Below are 17,206 nucleotides of genomic sequence, written 5' to 3'. Positions count from 1 at the left end.
TAGGCTCGCCACGATGAAGACGGTCCTCTCCGCGGCAGCGCTCGCCCTTTCGCTCTTCGCCTCGACCACGGCCTCCGCGCAAGGCGCGCCCGACGTCGTGCGCCTCAAGAGCGGCGCCATCTACAAGGGAACCATCAGCGAGCTGGTCCCCGGCGACCACGTGGAGATCGTGGTCCTCGCTGGCGAGAAGAAGCGCTTCGCGTTCTCTGAGGTCGAGTACGCCGGCGCTGACAAGGCGGCGGCCGCGCCCGCCAGCGCCCCAGAAGGCGGCGCCACGCTCGCCTTTCGAGGCACCTCCGACTTGACGCTGCACGTGGTCACCGGGAGCTCCTACGGCGTCGTTACGGGCTACCGAATTTCAGGCATCTCGGAGGAGCACTCGTTCAAGTCTCTGTGCACGGCGCCTTGCACGGCCCAGCTTGCTCCCGGCACCTACGAGCTTGCGCTCTCGAGCGGAGACGGCAAACCCATCATCGCGCGGCGCGTCGTTGTGCCTAGCGGGCCCAGCCAACTGAACGGCGAATACAGCTCGCGCGCGGGGCTACGAACCGCCGGTATCGTCGTCTTGATCGCCGGCCTGGGGGCGGGCCTCACGCTCATGTTCCTGCCCCTACTCAACCCGTCAGAAGACTGCTCCAAGGGCACTTGCACAAAGAAGTTCGACTTTGCGCCGCTCTTCATCGGCACCGGGATCGTGGTCGCGAGCAGCATCGTGGGAACCATCTTGGCGACGCGGCCGGACCGCGCGCGTGTGGAGCTCGTTCCCGGAGTAACCGGGCTCTCGGCGCCACCAGCGCTGGCGCTCGCCAAGGTCGGTCACGCCGAGCGCGGCACCTGGGCCACGGCGAAGGACGTGCTCCCAACGCCGGGCCTCTCTCTTCACGTCACTTTTTGAACGACGCGCTTCAGTGCTCGTGGCCGTGGTCGTGGCTGCATTCGCCGCGCGCGTGAGCCGCTTCGTGCTCAGCGATTTGTCGGCGGACCTCGTTCATGTCGAGGGCGGAGACCTTCTCGACGATCTCGTCGAGGACAGGTCCCGGCACCGCGCCCGACTCTCGAAAGATGAGGACACCGTCCCGGAAGACCATCAACGTGGGGATGGCTTTGATGGCCAGCGCCCCGGCGAGCTCTTCTTGCTCCTCGGTGTTGATCTTGCCCCAGGTGATGTTCGGATGGCGCTCCGACGCAGCTTCAAACACGGGAGCGAAGGTGCGGCAGGGGCCGCACCAGCTCGCCCAGAAGTCGAGGACGACAAGTCCCTCTTTGGCCACGATCGATTCGAAATTTTCCGAAGTGATTTGCTGCGTCATCGAAACACCGAGCGCCTTGGCTAACATCCGGGACGGGCGCCTCGCCCCGTGCGTTCTGCGCGAGGGTCGCGCGGTCGGGTCAACCTAAGGCGTCCCCGCGCGATTGGCGAGCCCCCGCGTCGGTGGCCCGATGCCTTCGTGAGGCCTCCGCGCGGGCCCGGCCAACGGCGATGGTCGTGGCGAAAGTCGGAAACCCCTGCGAAACTCCACGCGAAACGTGCCGCTCTCTCTTGCCGCTGTCCGGGAGTCGTTCTCGCTCCGCGAAAACGCGCGCCACATTCTCGTCGCGCCGAACAAGGACGCGCACCTTCGCCCGCTCGACGGCCTGCGAGCCCTCTCGGTCCTTTGGGTCCTTCTCTTCCACGCCGGCTGGTACGCGTTCATCGCCTTGCCGTTGCCGCGCTACGTGGAGCTGCTTCACGAACCGTGGATGCTGCCCCTTTGGCGCGGCGACTTTGGCGTCGACGTCTTCTTTGTCCTCTCGGGATTTCTCATCGGCGGCATCCTCCACGACGAGCGTCGCGCCTCCAAAACCGTTCGCGTCGGGCGCTTCCTCGCCCGCCGCCTCATGCGGCTGTGGCCCACGCTGGTCGTCGCCACCCTGCTCGACGTCGTCGTCCTTGGCGAACCGCCGGGCCGCGCCTGGGCCAACCTCCTCTACGTATCGAACCTCTTGCCCATCTTGAACGTGAACATGGGCTGGACCTGGTCGCTCTCCATCGAGGAGCAATTTTACCTCGCGGCACCGTGGCTCTTTCGCGCGAGCGCGGCGCGACGCTTGCTCGTGCTAGCGCTACTGCTGCTGGCGTTTGTCGCGGTGGCCGGCGCAGTCGTTCACCTCCGCGGCTTTCATGTGGCTGACTCGGAGATCGTCTTGACGAGGCCGCTGGAGTTTTGGGCGCCCGCGTACGACGCCCTCTATTCGAAGCCCTGGATGCGCGTGGGGCCCCTCGTGGCGGGGGTCATCGCCGCGGATCTCTACCGAAGGCCGCGTGTCATGAACGCGCTCGCGAAGACCGGCGCCGCGGGCGGCGGGGTCTTCTTGGTGGCCCTGGTCCTCGCGGCTCTCGCGACGCACTGGCCCCTCGCCTTCGGTTCGCCCCGCCCGCTGGAGATCCTCTTCTTGGCGAGCTACCGGACGGTCTTCGGACTCTCGACGGCCTTCGTCCTGCTATTTTCCCTGTCGTCCCACCCCCTTGGCCGGCGCATCGGCCGAGCCTTGTCGTCGCGACTGCTCTTCCCCTTCGCGCAGCTCGCCTACGCCGCCTACTTGCTGAACCCCATCGTTGCAATGAAGGTCCACCCGATGTTGGCCGCGAGGGCCGCCGCGGCGCCGTCGCCGATGGTGTGGTTCATTCCCGCCGACCTCGCGCTCACCTTCGCCGCGGCCTTCGTCGTCTCCATGGCGATCGAGCGGCCCTTCATGAACCTGCGGCGGCACGTCCGTTTCACGCGATGAGGCGACAAGTCGCTCGTCGTGATGGCCCGAAGGCACCCGTCGCGCGTATGCTCGCCCTGCGGGAACGCTCCGCTGGCGCCTCGCGCGCGCCTCTTCACGGTCGATGACGGCTCCCCTAAACGACAACGTTCCGGCGCTCGGCGCGAGCCGCGAAGCCGACGCCCCTGACGCCGTCCCGTGGGTGCTCCGCCTTTCGGTGGTCATCCCGCTCGGCATCGTTCTCTTTTATGCGTCGCTCCGAACGGGGTTTTTCCTCGACGACTTCTCCCAGTCGCTCATGGTGGAAGGTCGCTTCCCCGCCCTTCGCGGGCCCACCAACCTCTACGACTTCGTCGAGCCGAGCTCGCACGCGCTCCTCGCCCCGCGGGGGCTCCTGCCTTGGTGGTTCCATCCCGACCTCCAGATTCGCTTCTTCAGGCCGCTCGCGAGCGCGCTCCTCTACGCCGATCACCGGCTCTTCGGGCACGCGCCGTTGCCGTTTCACCTTCACTCGCTCCTTTGGTGGGTCCTCGCGATCTTCTCGGTCCGCGGGCTCCTCTTGCGCTCGTTCTCCCCGCGCCAAGCGGCCCTGGCGACGGCCATCTTCGCGCTCTCACCGTGTCACTCGTTGCCGCTCGCCTGGATCGCCAACCGCGAGGCGCTCCTGGCCATCACCTTCGGGACGCTGGGCCTCTCGGCGCATCGTTCGCTGCTCGACGGAGGGCGCTTCAAACACGCGGCGCTCGCAGCGCTGGCGTTCTTCTTCGCGCTGCTCGGCGGCGGCGAATACGGGCTCGCGTTTTTCGGCTACGTGCTCGCTTCCCTCGTCGTTCGCAGCGCCTCGCCAAAGCGGCGAGCCGCCGGCATCTTCGCCTTCCTCATCCCGGCCAGCGTCTACATGGGTGCGCGCACGGCGCTCCACTACGGCGCCGCGGGCTCGGGGTTCTACGCCGACCCGCTAAGAGAGCCGCTCACGTTCCTTCGCTCGGCGCCGTTTCGCTTCGTGGCCCAGCTCTCCGACGGCTGGCTCACCATCGGCTCCGTTTCCTTCCAGACGACGGCCGAACGTTGGGGACTCGTGGCCATCGTTCTGATGGCTGCGATGGTCGTCGCGCGGCCCATACGCGACGCGCTTCGCTCGCTACCGGAGCGCCAGCGAGAGGAGGCCACGCGGCTCCTCTTGGGCTCGCTCTTCGCGCTCGTCCCAACGTTGGCCGTCGTTCCTGCCATGCGCCTGCTTGGGGCGTCGATGGTTGGTATCGCGCTCACGAGCGCCGTCGTCATCGAGCGTGCTTGGCTCCCGCGTGAAGGCGCAGCAAAGCTCGACCCCCTCGCGAGCGGGGCGGCCTTGCTCCTTGGGTTTGCCCAGTTGGTGCACGGCCCGGGGACCTCATTCCTGGAGGCGCGTCACCATCGTGCCGCGGCACAAGACTTCGCCGATCGCGTCGACGTGCTCGCCAAGGCCAAGGACCCGAAGGGAGGCCGCGCGCTGGTGGTCGTCCGCGGCTCGCCGCTCGTGTACTTCGCGCCCTTCGCGCTCGAGGTGCGCGGCGCCCCGGCGACCTCCTGGACGGTCTTGTCGCAATCTGGGCGCGTGCTGCTCCTGCGCACTGGGGAGCGTTCCATCGATCTCGTCACCGCTCGCACCGGCGCGCTCTACCCGGCCGGCGAGCGCAACCTCTACCGAGACGACACGCGCCCCTTCAAGGTCGGCGACGTGCTCCCCGGTCCCGGCATCAAGGTCACGGTGCTGGAGATGAACGATATCGGCCCTTGGCGCATCCGCGTCGACTTCGACGAGAACCCGGAAGAGATGCTTTGGGTCGCCGACACCTACAAAGAGATGGTCGAGATCGCGCTGCCGCCCATCGGCAAAGGCCTCCCCATCGATTGATCGGGCACGCCAGCCGCGGACTACGCGGCGATGCGATCGCGAATCTTCAGCGACGGCTTCTCGACGAAGATGTGAAGCAGGTACGCGACCGCCAGCGACATCGCGGAGACGGCGGCGAGCGAGACAGGCCAGATGAGCAACATGGGCACGCGGCGCTCCTGAAGGGCGTGCGCGGCGGGGACGACGACGTGGTCGAGGAGCGGAATGTGCACGAGGTAAACGCCGTACCCCAAGGTGGCGATACGCCGAAATATCCCGAGCGAGAGCAGACGATGCAGCGCCCCGTCGCTGTGGAGCAGGAGCAGCAGCCACCCGAAATACATGACGCTCGTGACCGAGCCCCACGCGAAGACATGGACGAGCTGCACATGCGCCGAGCCGAACATCTGCGGTCGCATCAGGAGCCAGAGGCACGTGAGCGAGAGCATGGCCACGAGCGCCCGGTGGAGCGGCGCCTTGAACCAGTCGCCGATGAGGCTGCCGTAGCGACGATGGACGAACGCCAAGAGCACCCCGCAGACGAGCGTGTCGAAGCGCGTGTGGGGACGGAAGTAGAGCGCCTCGTAGAGCGCCAGATCGGTCCAAGGGCCGCGCTTGACGTAGATGAACAGCCGAATGACGAGCGCGAGGGCCCAGACGCTCACGAGCAAGGCGACGCGGGCGCGATCACTCCGGAGCCGATAGAGGATGAAGAAGAAGAGCGGAACCGTGAGGTAGAACTGCTCTTCGAGGGCGAGAGACCACCCCCAAAACATCACGATGTCTTCGCGCCGTAGCGACACGAAATTCGTGCCGTAGAGGTACTCGTAGGGCACGTGCTGCCGCTGCATCGGCGTGAGCGTGGTCGCGAGCACGAGAACCGTGAGCACCAGGTAGTACGACGGAAAGGTGCGCGAGATGCGGCGGAGGTAGAAGCGCCGAAGGTTCTGCGTCCCGCTCTGCTCGAGCGAGTAGAGCAAGATGGAGCCGATGAGGAACCCGCTCAGGATGAAGAAGAGGTCCATCCCGAAGAAGATCGTCAGCGAGAAGGCTGACATGTCACGGTCGATGCGGATGCCCTGCTCGCCAGCGAAGACCCACGTGACGTGAAACTGGATGACCGACAGGATCGCGAAGACGCGAAGCCCGTGGAGCGTCGCGTACCGGTTGTCGAGGAGCTCGAGGCCGAAGAAGCTCTTCACGTCACACGGAGGGCCCGCTCACCATGGCGCCGAGGCCGTGGCAGGCGCGTTGAACCGGGCCGCTTGAAGCAGGCCGATGGCACCAGACTGACAGACCGAACCAGGACAGCGAGCGACGCTCAGTAGGCCGGAGCGCCCGAGTCGGTGTCGGGGACGGGGCACGTGGACCCCGACGGCGGGTAACAGGTTCCGCTGCCCGTGTCGCAGCACCAGAGGCTCCCGGCCTTCGGATCGCAGGTCGTTTGGCACTCGTTGTCGGTCTTGCAGCTCGGAGCGCAGACTTTGGTCGTCGAGGTCTCAACGACCTGGCCGGCGTCGGTCTTGATGGACGTCGACGGGGCGGCGTCGGGTGCCGGAGCTTGGTCCGCGGGGGTCTCTTCGCTCGACGCGCAAGCCGCCACGAGGGCGCCCACAATCAGCAGGCTGGAGATGGCGTAATGCGCTTGCTTCATGACCCTCACACTCCTTCGGCACGCCTCTTTTAGTCGAAACGCCGCCACGTGCAATCGTTTTACCGTCTCAGGAGCGGCCCAGCGCGACGCTCGAGGGTGACACTCGACGCCCGGGGCGCGGGATCATGTCGTTTTGAGCCTATCAGGCGCGACGAGCCAGGCCGGCGCCAGTGTCCTGGCCGGAGTGCTCCCGCGCTCAGCCGGGCCAGGCGCCGAGCTGCCACAGGACGAAGGCGTAGTCGGCCGCCGTGTCTTTCAGCTTCTCGTAACGACCCGAGCGTCCGCCGTGGCCCGCCGGGTCGAGCATCATCCGCATGAGGAGCAGCTCAGAGCTCTGCTTCAGCGTTCGGAGCTTGGCGACGTATTTAGCGGGCTCCCAGTACATCACCTGGCTGTCGTTGTACGCCGAGCGGACGAGCATCGCGGGGTAGGCCTTGGCGGCCAGGTTGTCGTACGGGCTGTAGGCGGCGAGCCAGCCGAGCTCCTCTGCCTTCTTGGGATTCCCCCACTCCTCAAACTCGCCCACGGTCAGCGGCAAGGTCTCGTCGAGCATGGTGCTCACGACGTCGACGAACGGCACCTCGGCCACGATGACGCGAAAGAGGTCTGGCCGCAGGTTGGCGACGGCGCCCATGAGCAGACCGCCGGCGCTCGCCCCCCACGCCCCCAGGGCGCCGCGCTTGGCCCAGCCAGCGTTGACGAGGTGCTCGCCCACGTCCACGAAGTCTTCGAAGGTCCGGTGTTTGTGCGCCATGCGCCCATCGTCGTGCCAGCGCTTGCCGAGCTCACCGCCGCCGCGGACGTGGGCGATGGCCCAGGTCACGCCACGGTCGACGAGCGAAAGGCGAGCCGAGGAGAAGCTCGCGGGCGTCGGGTAGCCGTAGGCGCCGTAGCCGTACAAGACCGCGGGGCTCTTGCCGTCGGGCTGTGTCCCGCGAAGCGAGAGCATCGTGACGGGGACCTTCACGCCATCGCGAACGGGCACCTCGATGCGCCGCACCTCGTAGCGCTCGCGGTCGAAGCCGCCGCGAACCTCGGCGCGCTTGACGGTCTTTCGCTCGCGCGTGACGACGTCGTAGTCGAAGGTCTGCGCGGGCGTCGTCGGCGACTGATAGACGAAGCGCAAGAGCCTCGTGTCGTATTCGCGGTTGCCGTCGAGCTTCAACTCGTACGCGGCCTCGGGCATCGTGACGACGTGCGTCTCTTTGGCGCCGACGACGCGCAGCCGGGGCAAGCCGCGCGCACGCTCCTTCACGACAAAGTGATCTCGGAACGCCTCCAACGACTCGAGCATGACGTCATCGGAGTGCGCGATGAGCTCCTTCGGCTCGGCGTCGAGCTTGTTCACGGGCACGGCGACGACGCGGAAGTTTCTCCCGCGGTCGTTGGTCCGAACGAGGAGCCGGTCACCCTGTTGGTCCACCGTGTATTCGAGGTCCGCCTTGCGCGCGCGGAATACGAGCGGCGCCTGCCGCGGTGTCTGCGTTCGAATGAGCCGCGTCTCGCTGGCGGTGTGGCTCTCGATGTTGAGCGCGAGGAAGGTTCCGCCGCGAAGGCGCTCTATCTCGATCTCGAAGCGTTCGTCAGGCTCTTCGTAGACGAGCGTGTCGGAGGCACCACCTTCCCCGCCGCCCTTCTGGCCACCCGCCTTGTCGATGGTGTGGCGGTAAAGGCGATGGGAGCGCTTCGAGACGGCGTCCTCCACCGTGTAGAAGAGCGTGTCGTCGTCGGCGAAGGCGAGGCTCGTGACGCGCGGGGCGGTGTCTTGGAGCACGCGGCCCGTGGCTCCCTCGACGATCTGCAGTTGGTATTGCCGATACCCCGCCTTGTCGACGCCGAAGGCCACGTATTTGCCCGACGGCGAGACGGCTCGCTCCCCGAGTCCGGCGAACTTGAAGACCTTCGCCACGGCGTTCAGGTCGATGAGGACCTGCTCCTCCGCGTCGAGGTGCCCAACCTTCCGGCACAGGACGATGTGCTCTTTCCCCTTTAGCGTGCGGTGGTAGTAGAACGCGCCCGCCTCGCGGACCGGCGCCGAGACGTCGTCTTCGGGCACGCGCGCCACCATCTCGTCGTAGAGCTTGTCGGTGAAGGGCTTCATGGGAGCCACGACGGCGTCGGCGTAGGCGTTCTCCGCCCGCAAGTAGGCGAGGACTTCCGGGTCGTCTCGTTTCCGGAGCCAGGCGTAGTCGTCCGTGAAGGTGCGGCCGTGCACGGTGAACGTCTTCGCCTCGCGGCGCGCGACGGGCGCCGGCGGAAAGGCCGCCTCCGTCCGCGGCGTCGCCTTGGGCTCGGGCGACACCGGAGCGCCCTTGGCAGTCGGCGGCGCGACGTGGGTCGTCAGCGCCACCTCCGGCGCCGCAGCGCACGCGCCGAGAGTGAACACGAGGGCGGACAAGCGACCGAAGCGCATCGTCGGCCAGTGTAAAGCCTCCCGCCCCGCAGGCGGCCCCTTTGATACTTTGATAACCTCGCGCGATGTCGACGGCCGTGACCTCCGCGCAAGACGAGCAAGTCCTCTTCGAAGGCCACCCGGCCACGTTGCCGTCGCTCGGCGCGTGGCTCGTGGCCATCGTCACGCTGGGCATCGGAGCTCTCGTGTATTGGCTGCGAGCCCGCGGCGTTCGTTACCGCATCACCACCCAGCGCGTCATCGTTGAGCGGGGCATTCTCTCGAAGCGCATGGACCAGATCGATCTTTACCGCATCAACGACTACGTGGTCGACCGCCCCCTCATGCAGCGCATCGTCGGCACGGGCAACCTGACGCTCGAGGCCATGGACAAGACGAGCCGCGAGCTCACGCTCCGGGGCCTCCCCACCGACGTCGTCGCGCTCTACGAGGCGCTGCGCAAGGCGACGGAAGACGAGAAGCGGCGCCGCGGGGTCCGCGTCGTCGACTACGAGCAGTAGACGCAGGTCAGAAGGAGAACGTGAGCGGCAGCGTGAAAGCGGAAGGCGCTTCGCGCGTCGGCGCGTCGGCCCAGAGAGGCCGGCGAACCTTCGCGCTCGCGGGAGCTGCCCCGCCGGGCCTTTGATCGACGCCGGAGCTGCCGTTCGTTGCGATGAGCACGATGCCACCAGCAACGCCCGCCACGCCGATGCCCATCCCCGCGAGGCTCCCGGTCTTGACGCCGCTGACGCCGCCGGAGATGGCGTCGGCAGCGGAGGCCACCAAGTAGACGAGGCCGCTGATCAGGAACGTGGCGCCACCAACGGAAAGCAGCACGATGCCACCGGCGAACGCGCCCCGCGACGACGGATCGATCTCGAGGACAACGCGCTCCCCGGCCCTCGCCGCGAGGGCAAAGGTCTTCGACGCTCGCATGCTGCCGGTGACCCGGTACGCCCCGTCGAGCGGCAGCGCGATGTCGCAAGGCGACGTGCACACGATGCGGCCCTCACGGCCTTGGACGAGCTCGAGCTGCACCGGCTCCGGCGCTTCGATGTGAACCAGCGCCGTCGCGGCGCTCTGCCCGACCGCGCGCGCGGCTGGCGCAGCCGGCGTCGGCGCCGCGGGCGGCGGCCCCCCCGCCTTTTCGATGCGGAGAACCACGTCCCAACGGACGCGAGCCACTTGGCCACCCGCGAGGGCCACGCTGACGTGACTGCCCTCCTTCATCTCGGTGATTTTTCCGCGGATGACGGCGCCGTCCTTCAGGTAGACGGCCTCCGCTGGTTCGTCGGCCGAGGCGCGACCGCCCCAGACGAGAACCCCGAGGAGCAGCGTGCTGGCGACGGCTCTTGCCTTTGACGTGACGGTCATGACGCCGGCTGGAGCATGAGGCGCGTGCGGCCAAACAGCAGCTCGTCGCCGTGAGCCATCTCGGCCTCGCCGCGCAAGCGCACGAATACGCCAGTGCGCGAGCCGAGGTCGGTCAAGAGGAGGCTACCGGCTTGCTCTTCGACCATGCAGTGCTGTTCCGCGACGAGCGGGTCGGTCGGGATCACGATGTCGCCGACGGCGGACCCGATGAGCACCATGCCGCCGCGCGCGATGCAGCTCGCTCCGACGGCTCCACCTTCGAAGACCTGGTTGACGCGGAACGTCGCAGGCCACTTCGGTGACGAATAGAAATACGTCGGGCCCGGGCCCGGTTCGTCGTCGGCGCCCGGGTTCTGCTCCACGCGGAACAGCTGATCGCCGACGATGAACTCGTCGCCGAACTCGAGCTCGACGCGCGAACGAATGCGCAAGAAGGCGCCATTGCCGCCTTCGAGATCGTCGACCCACAGCTTGTCGTCGTGAAAGCGAATGACGGCTTCCGTCGGGTGGCAGAACTTCTCACCCACAAGGGTGATGGCCCCTTTGGCGCCAATGACGTTCTCCTCGCCCTCGATCGGGTAGCTCTCGGGACCCCCGGTCAGACTGCGAATGACCGACAGCGAGCCGTACTTCTGCTTCTGCGGTACCACCGGCGCGACGGGCGCCTTCACCGACGGCGGCGGCGGCGGAATGCTGCCGCCGAGCTCGGTCTTCTTTTGGCCCGAGACCTTCTTGACCTCGACGTTCGGCGGCTCCGTCAGAGTCTCGATACCGCCGATGGCCTTGCCTTCGATGACGAGGTCGAAGCGGCCCTCGCGAAGCATGAGCAGCATCTCCATGTGCTGCTGCTTCATGTACTCGCGGACGAAGGGGCCGACGTCGGGCCGATTGACGTGCTCCGCGTAGGTTCGCTTGTGGCTCTTGATGATGCGGCCACCGTCGGCGAAAAGGTGGGTAATGACGTGGGGCTTGTCGAGGCCCGAGTCTTCCGTTTGCGCGTGGTAGGTGCGGCCCTTGTACTTGACGTTGTTGTTGAAGCCGAGCTGCGCGCGGCGGAACGCCGGCGGGGCGATCTCCTTCAGGTACCGGGCGATGGCGTCGTCATTGAACTTCGTGATGGCGACATCGAGCGCGCCGTGGTCGCCGGCGATCCCCTCCATGCGCTCGAAGGCCATGCGCGTGATCGGCGCCGCGGCGTTGTGACGCAACGCCTCCGCGAGGAGCTGCTGCCCCTCGACGTCGTTGGGCCCGTTCGCCGCCCAGGCGCACAGGATGTCGACGGCTTCATCGACGCGATTTCGCTCAACGAGCCACTTGGCGATCTTTGCTGCGGACGCTCTGGACGCGCTCATGGGGGCGGAAAGCATCGCACCCCTTTGGGCGTTTGAGAACTCAAGACCGGCCCCGGCCCGGACGGCGCCGGCCGACCGGCCTCGTCTAGCGCCCCCGGCGAGGTCGAGAAACGCCCGAGGTGCCGAGGGATGTTCGCTATCATCCCGTCGCCATGATGTTCAGCAAAGACCCCACCGAAGCGGAACAGCAGATGAACGCCGTCATTTTCTACCTCACGACCTTCGGGTACGTGGACGGTGACTTCGACGCGAAGGAGAAGGAGTTCGTCCGGCAGACCATCGGCAAGCTCGTGCGCGACCGCGCCGATGCCGCCATGAAGGGGGCCTCGCCGCAGGCGCGCGACGAGATCGCGCAGAAGTTCACCAAGCACTTTCACGAAGTCTTCGAGGGCGTCGACACGCGCATCCGCGAGCTCTTCAGCGAGCCGGTGTCGAAGGACGAAGACCCGAAGAAGTTTGTCCTCAGTCGGCTGAAGCTGCGGTGCTTCGAGATCTTCAAGGGCTTCCCGCGGGAGAACCAGGATCAGCTCATGAGCGTCGTCGACGAGCTCATCATGGCCGACGGCGAGGCCCACCCCGCGGAGCTGGAGTTCCGCGGTGAGCTGGCAGCGCTCCTCGAAGAAGATCTCGGCATCGAGCTCGACGAGGACGGCGAAGCGGCGCCGCCGGTCCGCGTCGATGGCCCCGCCGAGCTACCGAAGGCAAAGATCGTGCATCCGTTCTTTGCCCCCAGCGAGCTTCACTATTCGCGAGACCCGGAGGTCATCAAGGAGCAGATCGGGGCCGACCTCACGCTCATCGAGAAGACGCTCGCCTCCCTCGACGCGCTCCGCGAAAAGGGGCAAGGCACGCTCGCCGGCAAGAAGACCGTCGCGGACATTTCGCCGGGGCCGCTTGTCTTGGACAGTCACACGTACGTGATGATGCCGGCGCCGGGGGCGCGCTTCGAGCTCACCGTCTTGGGCGACTTGCACGGGTGTTACAGCGTGCTCAAGGCGACCATTCTGCAGACCAAGTTCTTCGATCGCGTCGAGGCCTATCGCCGCTCCCCAAAGACCGAGCCCTACCCGCTGCTCGTCCTCTTGGGCGATTACATCGACCGCGGACTCTTCAGCCTGAACGGCGTCCTGCGGGCCGTCATGTCGCTCTTCGTGGCGGCGCCGGAGCACGTGGTCGTGCTCCGCGGAAACCACGAGTACTACGTGGAGTTCAAGGGTCAGGTTTATGGCGGCGTGAAGCCGGCCGAGTCCATCAACACGCTCAAGCCACACGTCTCGCTGGACGTCTTTCGCAAGTACGCCCAACTCTTCGAGACGATGCCGAACGTATTCTTGTTCGACAAGCTCTTCTTCGTGCACGGCGGCATCCCGCGCGACCGCAGCATCAAGGAGAAGTGGACCGACCTCTCGAGCCTCAACGACCCGGACCTCCGCTTTCAAATGATGTGGAGCGACCCGAGCACCGCCGACGTGGTACCGGCAGCGTTGCAGGACGCCTCGGCGCGCTTCGCCTTCGGGCGCCACCAGCTGCGCTCGTTCATGCAACGCGTCGGCACCCACACCGTCGTCCGCGGCCACGAGAAGACCAACGCGGGCTTCGAGCAGGTCATCAAGGAGAAGGACGCGCAGCTTTTTACCTTGTTCTCAGCGGGGGGCCCCGACAACGAGGATCTGCCGGCCGACAGCAGCTACCGCACCGTAACCCCCATGGCGCTCACGATCCGGCTCGGTCCCGACGGCACGACGTTCACGCCGTTCGCCCCCGACTACAAGACGTTCAACGCGCCCGAGTTCAACGCGTTCTTCCGTCAGCAGCCGGAGATCGAACACCGCGCCGACTGAGTCCGATAGTCCGAGAGAGGGTTCCTTGTCGGTGCCGCCCCGCAGGGCTATAGCCTCGCCACCATGACCAGGCTCCGCGGCTTCTTGCTTTGTGCCGTGACGCTCGCGTCACCGGGCCTCCTCGCCACCGCCTCTTGCGGCGAGAAGGAAGAGGCCGCTCCTCCGGCGGAGGCCGGCGACGAATACGTCATCTTGCCCAAGCGCGACGCCGGCGGCACGGCGTCCGACGCCGCGGCCGACGTCCCCTTCGTCAAGCCCCCGCCGCCAACGATTCCCGGCTGCGTCGGCACCGCGCTCCCGCTCGAAGTGGCGGGCGAGCGCGCGTACGTCTCGATTCGCATCGGAGCCAACGACGCCGGCGACGCAGAAGCTGGCGCACCCGGCGTATCCGGAAACTTCGTCGTCGACTTCGGCACCACCGGGTCCACCATCGACTACGGCGCCTTCTCCGCCGATGCGGGCCCCGTGCCGGCGAGCTACGCCGGCGACGGCGGCCTGGGAGCCGACCACACGTTTCAGGGCTTCGACTTCTTCGGCGACTGGGGCTTCGTCACGCTGCGCCGCTCGGACTATTCGACGATCGCGTCGCTGACGCGGCAGGCGGGGATCCTCGGCACGGATTTCTTGGCGCTCCACCCGTACACGCTCGACTACACCCGCGGGCAAATCTGGCGAAGCGATCCGAAGACCTTCTGCACCGATCCGCAGCTCTTGGGCGCTGGCTTCTCGCCGCTTCCGTCGGAGGGCTTCTACACGACGGACCTGTCGAAGCTGCGGCCGCTGTCAGACGTCCTCAACTCACCTGACGGCGGCACCGCCGGCTTCACGGTGCCGAACGTCCCCACCGTGCCCATCACGGTCGCCGGCGTGAGCGCTCTCGCGCAGCTCGATACGGGCTACGACGATCGCCTCATTCGTCACTCGATCAACGTCAACCAGGCGCTCTTCACGCTGCTCTCGCAAAAGGGCCCGGAGAAGCTCGTGCGCGACGAACTCGCCGACGTGTACTTGACGACCTGCATTCCCGGCTTCAGCGAGAAGGTCCTCGCCTATCGGCTGGCCGACGGCCAAGAGGTCGACTTCATCGCGTCGGGCGGCTCGGTCGCACGTCGCGAAACGGCCGTCGCCATCTTCGTGAAGGAGCAGACCGCCGAGACTGAGAAGTGCGGCGGCATCGGCACCTGGACCGTCCCTGCGGCGCAGGTCGGCTCCTCGTTCTTTGTCGACGCCCAGGCCATGGTCTTTGACCCCGCGAGCTCCCGCGTGTGGGTCCCCAAGAACTGAATCGCAGGTAGGTTCGTGCAATTCCAAATCGTCTTCACGCGTGCGGCCTCGTGGCTCGGCGCCGCCGCGCTCGTCTCTTTCGTAGCCTGCGCGACGGCAGAGCCTTCGGCCGCCGGCGACGCGACCGGTGCTGACGCGGCGACGGCCGCCGACGCGGCCCGCAAGAACGACAGCGCGCCGTCCGAAGCCGGCGCCGCAGACGCAGGCCCCGCGTGCAAGCTCTCGAAGCCCTACGCGACGAAAGACCAGGACTGCAACGCGTGCGCGGAGGCGAATTGCTGCGCGGAGGTCAACGCCTGCTACGCCGACGGCGACTGCGACGACGGCTACGTCAACTGCATCTTGGCGTGCGTCCTCTTGCCCGATGACGCGGGGGCCGATGCGTCGGCGGCCGACGGTGGCGTCAAAGCCTGCACCGCAGCGTGCGGCACGCAGTACCCGAAGGGACAAGGCGAATACGACGCAATCTCCGCCTGCGTCGAGGCGAGCTGCACGAGCGAGTGCAACTGACGCTGCCTGTACGAGGCGAGTGTGGCCTCGGAGTTCACATGTCTCGCTGGTGAAACGAGGTCGTATCGACGACGTCTCGCGCCGATGCACGCTTGCGGGGGAGCACCACTCGACTACGACGGCGCGCATGTCTCGCGCGCTCGTGGCCACGTCCTTGCTGTCGCTCCTCTTCGCCTGCGGGTCGTACGAACAAGGAGGAGGAGGAGGCTCGTGGACATCGCCCGACGGCACAACCGGCCCCGCGCCGACGTCCGCTCCGGGGAAGCCACCGCCGGCGTCACCCTCCGATCTCGCGGCCGACCCCATCGTCGGCCTCTGGTCGGTCGAGGGCACCGACGCGCGCGGCGAATTCGTCGGCGAAGTCGACGTGCGCCCCGACAAGGGCGGATACCGCTTCATTCGGAGCGTGCGGTACCCCAAGTCGACCGTGGAAGACGGCCGCGAGCTTCATTGGCTCTTTCGCGGCACGCTGTCCAAGGCAGGCGCCGCGCTGACGCTGTCGTCTTCGCTCAAGCGCATGGACTTCATCACGCGGCGGGGGACCTTCAAGCGCACCGCCCAAGACGGCCCCTTGGCCCTCACCGGGAGCCTCACCCTCGAGACGGGCGGTGAGCTTCGGGGAACCATCAGCGGCGCCGGCCTCTCCCTGTCGGAGCGCTGGACGGGGCGGAAGGCGCTCCCGGCAACCCCCATTTTCATCGACGAGCGCGTCACGCTACCGGCGCACGCGCCACCCGACGCCACCACGAAGCAGACCAACTTCAACCTCTACGCCAACTACCACACGCTCGACGTCGTCAAGCCGTTCGTGTCGCGTCCCGAGTTCCAGGCGGCGGTCCACGGCAACGTGCTCGACATGACCGACTTCGCCTTCTACCGAGCGAACAAGAACGCCCTCCGGGTCTACGACAAGGTCATCGACGACATCAGCCTCGCCGAGGCCCGCGTCCGCGCCGATTCGTACCGCTGGACGCTCGCCGAGAAGGCGGAGCGCTACGAGGCCGACATCGACGCGCGTTTCGTTGACCCGGACGTCGGCATGATTCCCCACGGCGGTCCGATCGGTGCACCCTACACGGGACAGTGGGAGTCCGGCGACGGTTCTCTATGGACCGCCGTTTACCTCGCGAGCCAGTATTTCCACTTCAAGGTGAACGGCGACGCCAAGGCGAAGGACCGCGTCCTCTTGACGCTCGACGCCCTCTTGAAGCTCCAAGAGATCACCGGCGGCGATTGGGCGCACTTCGCGCGAACGCTCCGCAAGCCCAAGGGCCCTGGCGCCGGCTGGCACGCGGGCACCGGGGCCTACGCCAACCTTGAGTGGCTCGAGGGCGGCAACAACGACATGATCAAGGGCCTCTTCTACGGGTATCTGCTCGGGTGGTCGATGTTCTGCGAGGGCGGCAAGACGGGCCACGACGCCCTGTGCGCGCGGATTCGTACCAACACCAAGCACCTCGCCGACGATGTCGTTCTCGGCGGGTCCAACGCGCTGGCGAGCCAACAGACGAACAAGCACATCGCGAACTGGATGTACGCGGTGATGACCGGCGACCTCTCCTACAAGGCGCAAGCGGAGGGCACGTGGGCGTTGCTCAAGCTAAGCCTACCGGCGACGGCGGTCTTCTACTCCCAGGGCATCGTCGATTGGAGCGGCACGCACCTCACCTTCGTGGGCGACACCATCAACATGCTCCTCGCAGAGCGCATGAACCTCGGTGGAGACGCGACGTCGGTCTACCGCGCGCACATCGACGCAAGCCACAAGAACCTCGAAAAGCAGCGCTTCCCTACGTGGCACCTCTTGAAGGCCGCCATGGGCACGGGGGCCGGTCCGTCATCGCCGTTCATCAAGGACGGCGTCTCGCGCCTCCTCGAGGCCCAATACCCGAAGGTCTCGTACACCATCGATCGGCGGCTCTCGCCGGACTTCTGCATGTCGCCTTACCCCTCCGTGCCCTGGAAGGGCGACTGGATGAAGTACCCAGAGGAAAACCGGACGCAGGCCCTCAACCTCTACCCGTTGTTCGAGACGGGACCGGGCATCAACTACTGGATGACCGGTGGCGAGTACCTGAACTCCGAAGGCTACGAGAACCCCGGCGGAGACTTCCTCCACCTGTACTGGTTCGCCCGCCACTACGGTCTCATCGGCCCGAGCGAGTAGGCCAGAACGCA

General features: G+C 66.8%; 14 protein-coding genes. 8 read left to right on the top strand and 6 right to left on the bottom strand.

The window, feature by feature from the left end; genetic code table 11:
• Positions 1 to 13: 13 nt before the first annotated feature.
• Positions 14 to 895: a hypothetical protein gene (locus tag IPG50_36990; protein MBK6697742.1), complete on the top strand. Its 882-nt coding sequence runs from the start codon at positions 14 to 16 to the stop codon at positions 893 to 895.
• Positions 896 to 905: 10 nt separating this feature from the next.
• On the opposite strand, the gene trxA is transcribed toward IPG50_36990, so the two are convergent.
• Positions 906 to 1,310 carry a thioredoxin gene (gene trxA / locus IPG50_36985; protein ID MBK6697741.1) on the bottom strand — a complete coding sequence of 135 codons (405 nt, stop codon included), beginning with the start codon at positions 1,308 to 1,310 and terminating at the stop codon, positions 906 to 908.
• A gap of 217 nt (positions 1,311 to 1,527) precedes the next feature.
• On the opposite strand from trxA, the gene IPG50_36980 reads away from it, so the two are divergent.
• On the top strand, positions 1,528 to 2,769 hold the full coding sequence (locus tag IPG50_36980; GenBank protein ID MBK6697740.1) for an acyltransferase: 1,242 nt from the start codon (positions 1,528 to 1,530) through the stop codon (positions 2,767 to 2,769).
• Positions 2,770 to 2,872: 103 nt separating this feature from the next.
• A complete protein-coding gene (locus tag IPG50_36975) occupies positions 2,873 to 4,642 on the top strand; it encodes a hypothetical protein (protein ID MBK6697739.1) in 1,770 nt (589 codons plus the stop codon).
• A gap of 20 nt (positions 4,643 to 4,662) precedes the next feature.
• Here IPG50_36975 and IPG50_36970 read toward each other — a convergent pair whose 3' ends face one another.
• From IPG50_36970 to IPG50_36960, 3 genes are all read right to left on the bottom strand, one after another.
• The gene (locus IPG50_36970; GenBank protein ID MBK6697738.1) at positions 4,663 to 5,823 is read right to left on the bottom strand and encodes an acyltransferase; all 1,161 of its coding nucleotides are present in this window, start codon (positions 5,821 to 5,823) and stop codon (positions 4,663 to 4,665) included.
• Between the two features lie 119 nt (positions 5,824 to 5,942).
• The gene (locus IPG50_36965) at positions 5,943 to 6,275 is read right to left on the bottom strand and encodes a hypothetical protein (protein MBK6697737.1); all 333 of its coding nucleotides are present in this window, start codon (positions 6,273 to 6,275) and stop codon (positions 5,943 to 5,945) included.
• 196 nt (positions 6,276 to 6,471) lie between these two features.
• A complete protein-coding gene (locus tag IPG50_36960; protein ID MBK6697736.1) occupies positions 6,472 to 8,688 on the bottom strand; it encodes a S9 family peptidase in 2,217 nt (738 codons plus the stop codon).
• Between the two features lie 65 nt (positions 8,689 to 8,753).
• Between IPG50_36960 and IPG50_36955 the strand changes: the two genes are divergently transcribed.
• Complete coding sequence (locus tag IPG50_36955) at positions 8,754 to 9,188, top strand: PH domain-containing protein (protein MBK6697735.1); 435 nt, start codon at positions 8,754 to 8,756, stop codon at positions 9,186 to 9,188.
• A gap of 7 nt (positions 9,189 to 9,195) precedes the next feature.
• On the opposite strand, the gene IPG50_36950 is transcribed toward IPG50_36955, so the two are convergent.
• Positions 9,196 to 10,041: a hypothetical protein gene (locus IPG50_36950; protein ID MBK6697734.1), complete on the bottom strand. Its 846-nt coding sequence runs from the start codon at positions 10,039 to 10,041 to the stop codon at positions 9,196 to 9,198.
• Positions 10,038 to 11,393, bottom strand: coding sequence for an FHA domain-containing protein (locus tag IPG50_36945; GenBank protein MBK6697733.1), 1,356 nt, complete (start codon positions 11,391 to 11,393; stop codon positions 10,038 to 10,040). Before IPG50_36945 ends, IPG50_36950 begins: the two co-directional genes overlap by 4 nt.
• Positions 11,394 to 11,545: 152 nt before the next feature.
• Between IPG50_36945 and IPG50_36940 the strand changes: the two genes are divergently transcribed.
• The 4 genes from IPG50_36940 (at position 11,546) to IPG50_36925 (ending at position 17,195) form a co-directional block, all read left to right on the top strand.
• Positions 11,546 to 13,234, top strand: a complete 1,689-nt coding sequence (locus IPG50_36940; GenBank protein MBK6697732.1) for a serine/threonine protein phosphatase — start codon at positions 11,546 to 11,548, stop codon at positions 13,232 to 13,234.
• A 63-nt stretch (positions 13,235 to 13,297) separates the two neighbouring features.
• Positions 13,298 to 14,518: a hypothetical protein gene (locus IPG50_36935; protein ID MBK6697731.1), complete on the top strand. Its 1,221-nt coding sequence runs from the start codon at positions 13,298 to 13,300 to the stop codon at positions 14,516 to 14,518.
• Between the two features lie 15 nt (positions 14,519 to 14,533).
• Positions 14,534 to 15,028: a hypothetical protein gene (locus IPG50_36930; protein MBK6697730.1), complete on the top strand. Its 495-nt coding sequence runs from the start codon at positions 14,534 to 14,536 to the stop codon at positions 15,026 to 15,028.
• A gap of 127 nt (positions 15,029 to 15,155) precedes the next feature.
• Positions 15,156 to 17,195 (top strand): hypothetical protein, encoded by a 2,040-nt coding sequence (locus tag IPG50_36925; GenBank protein ID MBK6697729.1) that lies wholly within the window; start codon positions 15,156 to 15,158, stop codon positions 17,193 to 17,195.
• Positions 17,196 to 17,206: the final 11 nt, after the last annotated feature.

Source organism: Myxococcales bacterium, assembly GCA_016703425.1.
In the GTDB taxonomy this organism is placed as follows: domain Bacteria; phylum Myxococcota_A; class Polyangia; order Polyangiales; family Polyangiaceae; genus JADJCA01.
Note: the sequence above shows the minus strand (reverse complement) of the source record. Positions and strands in the feature narration are given on the sequence as shown.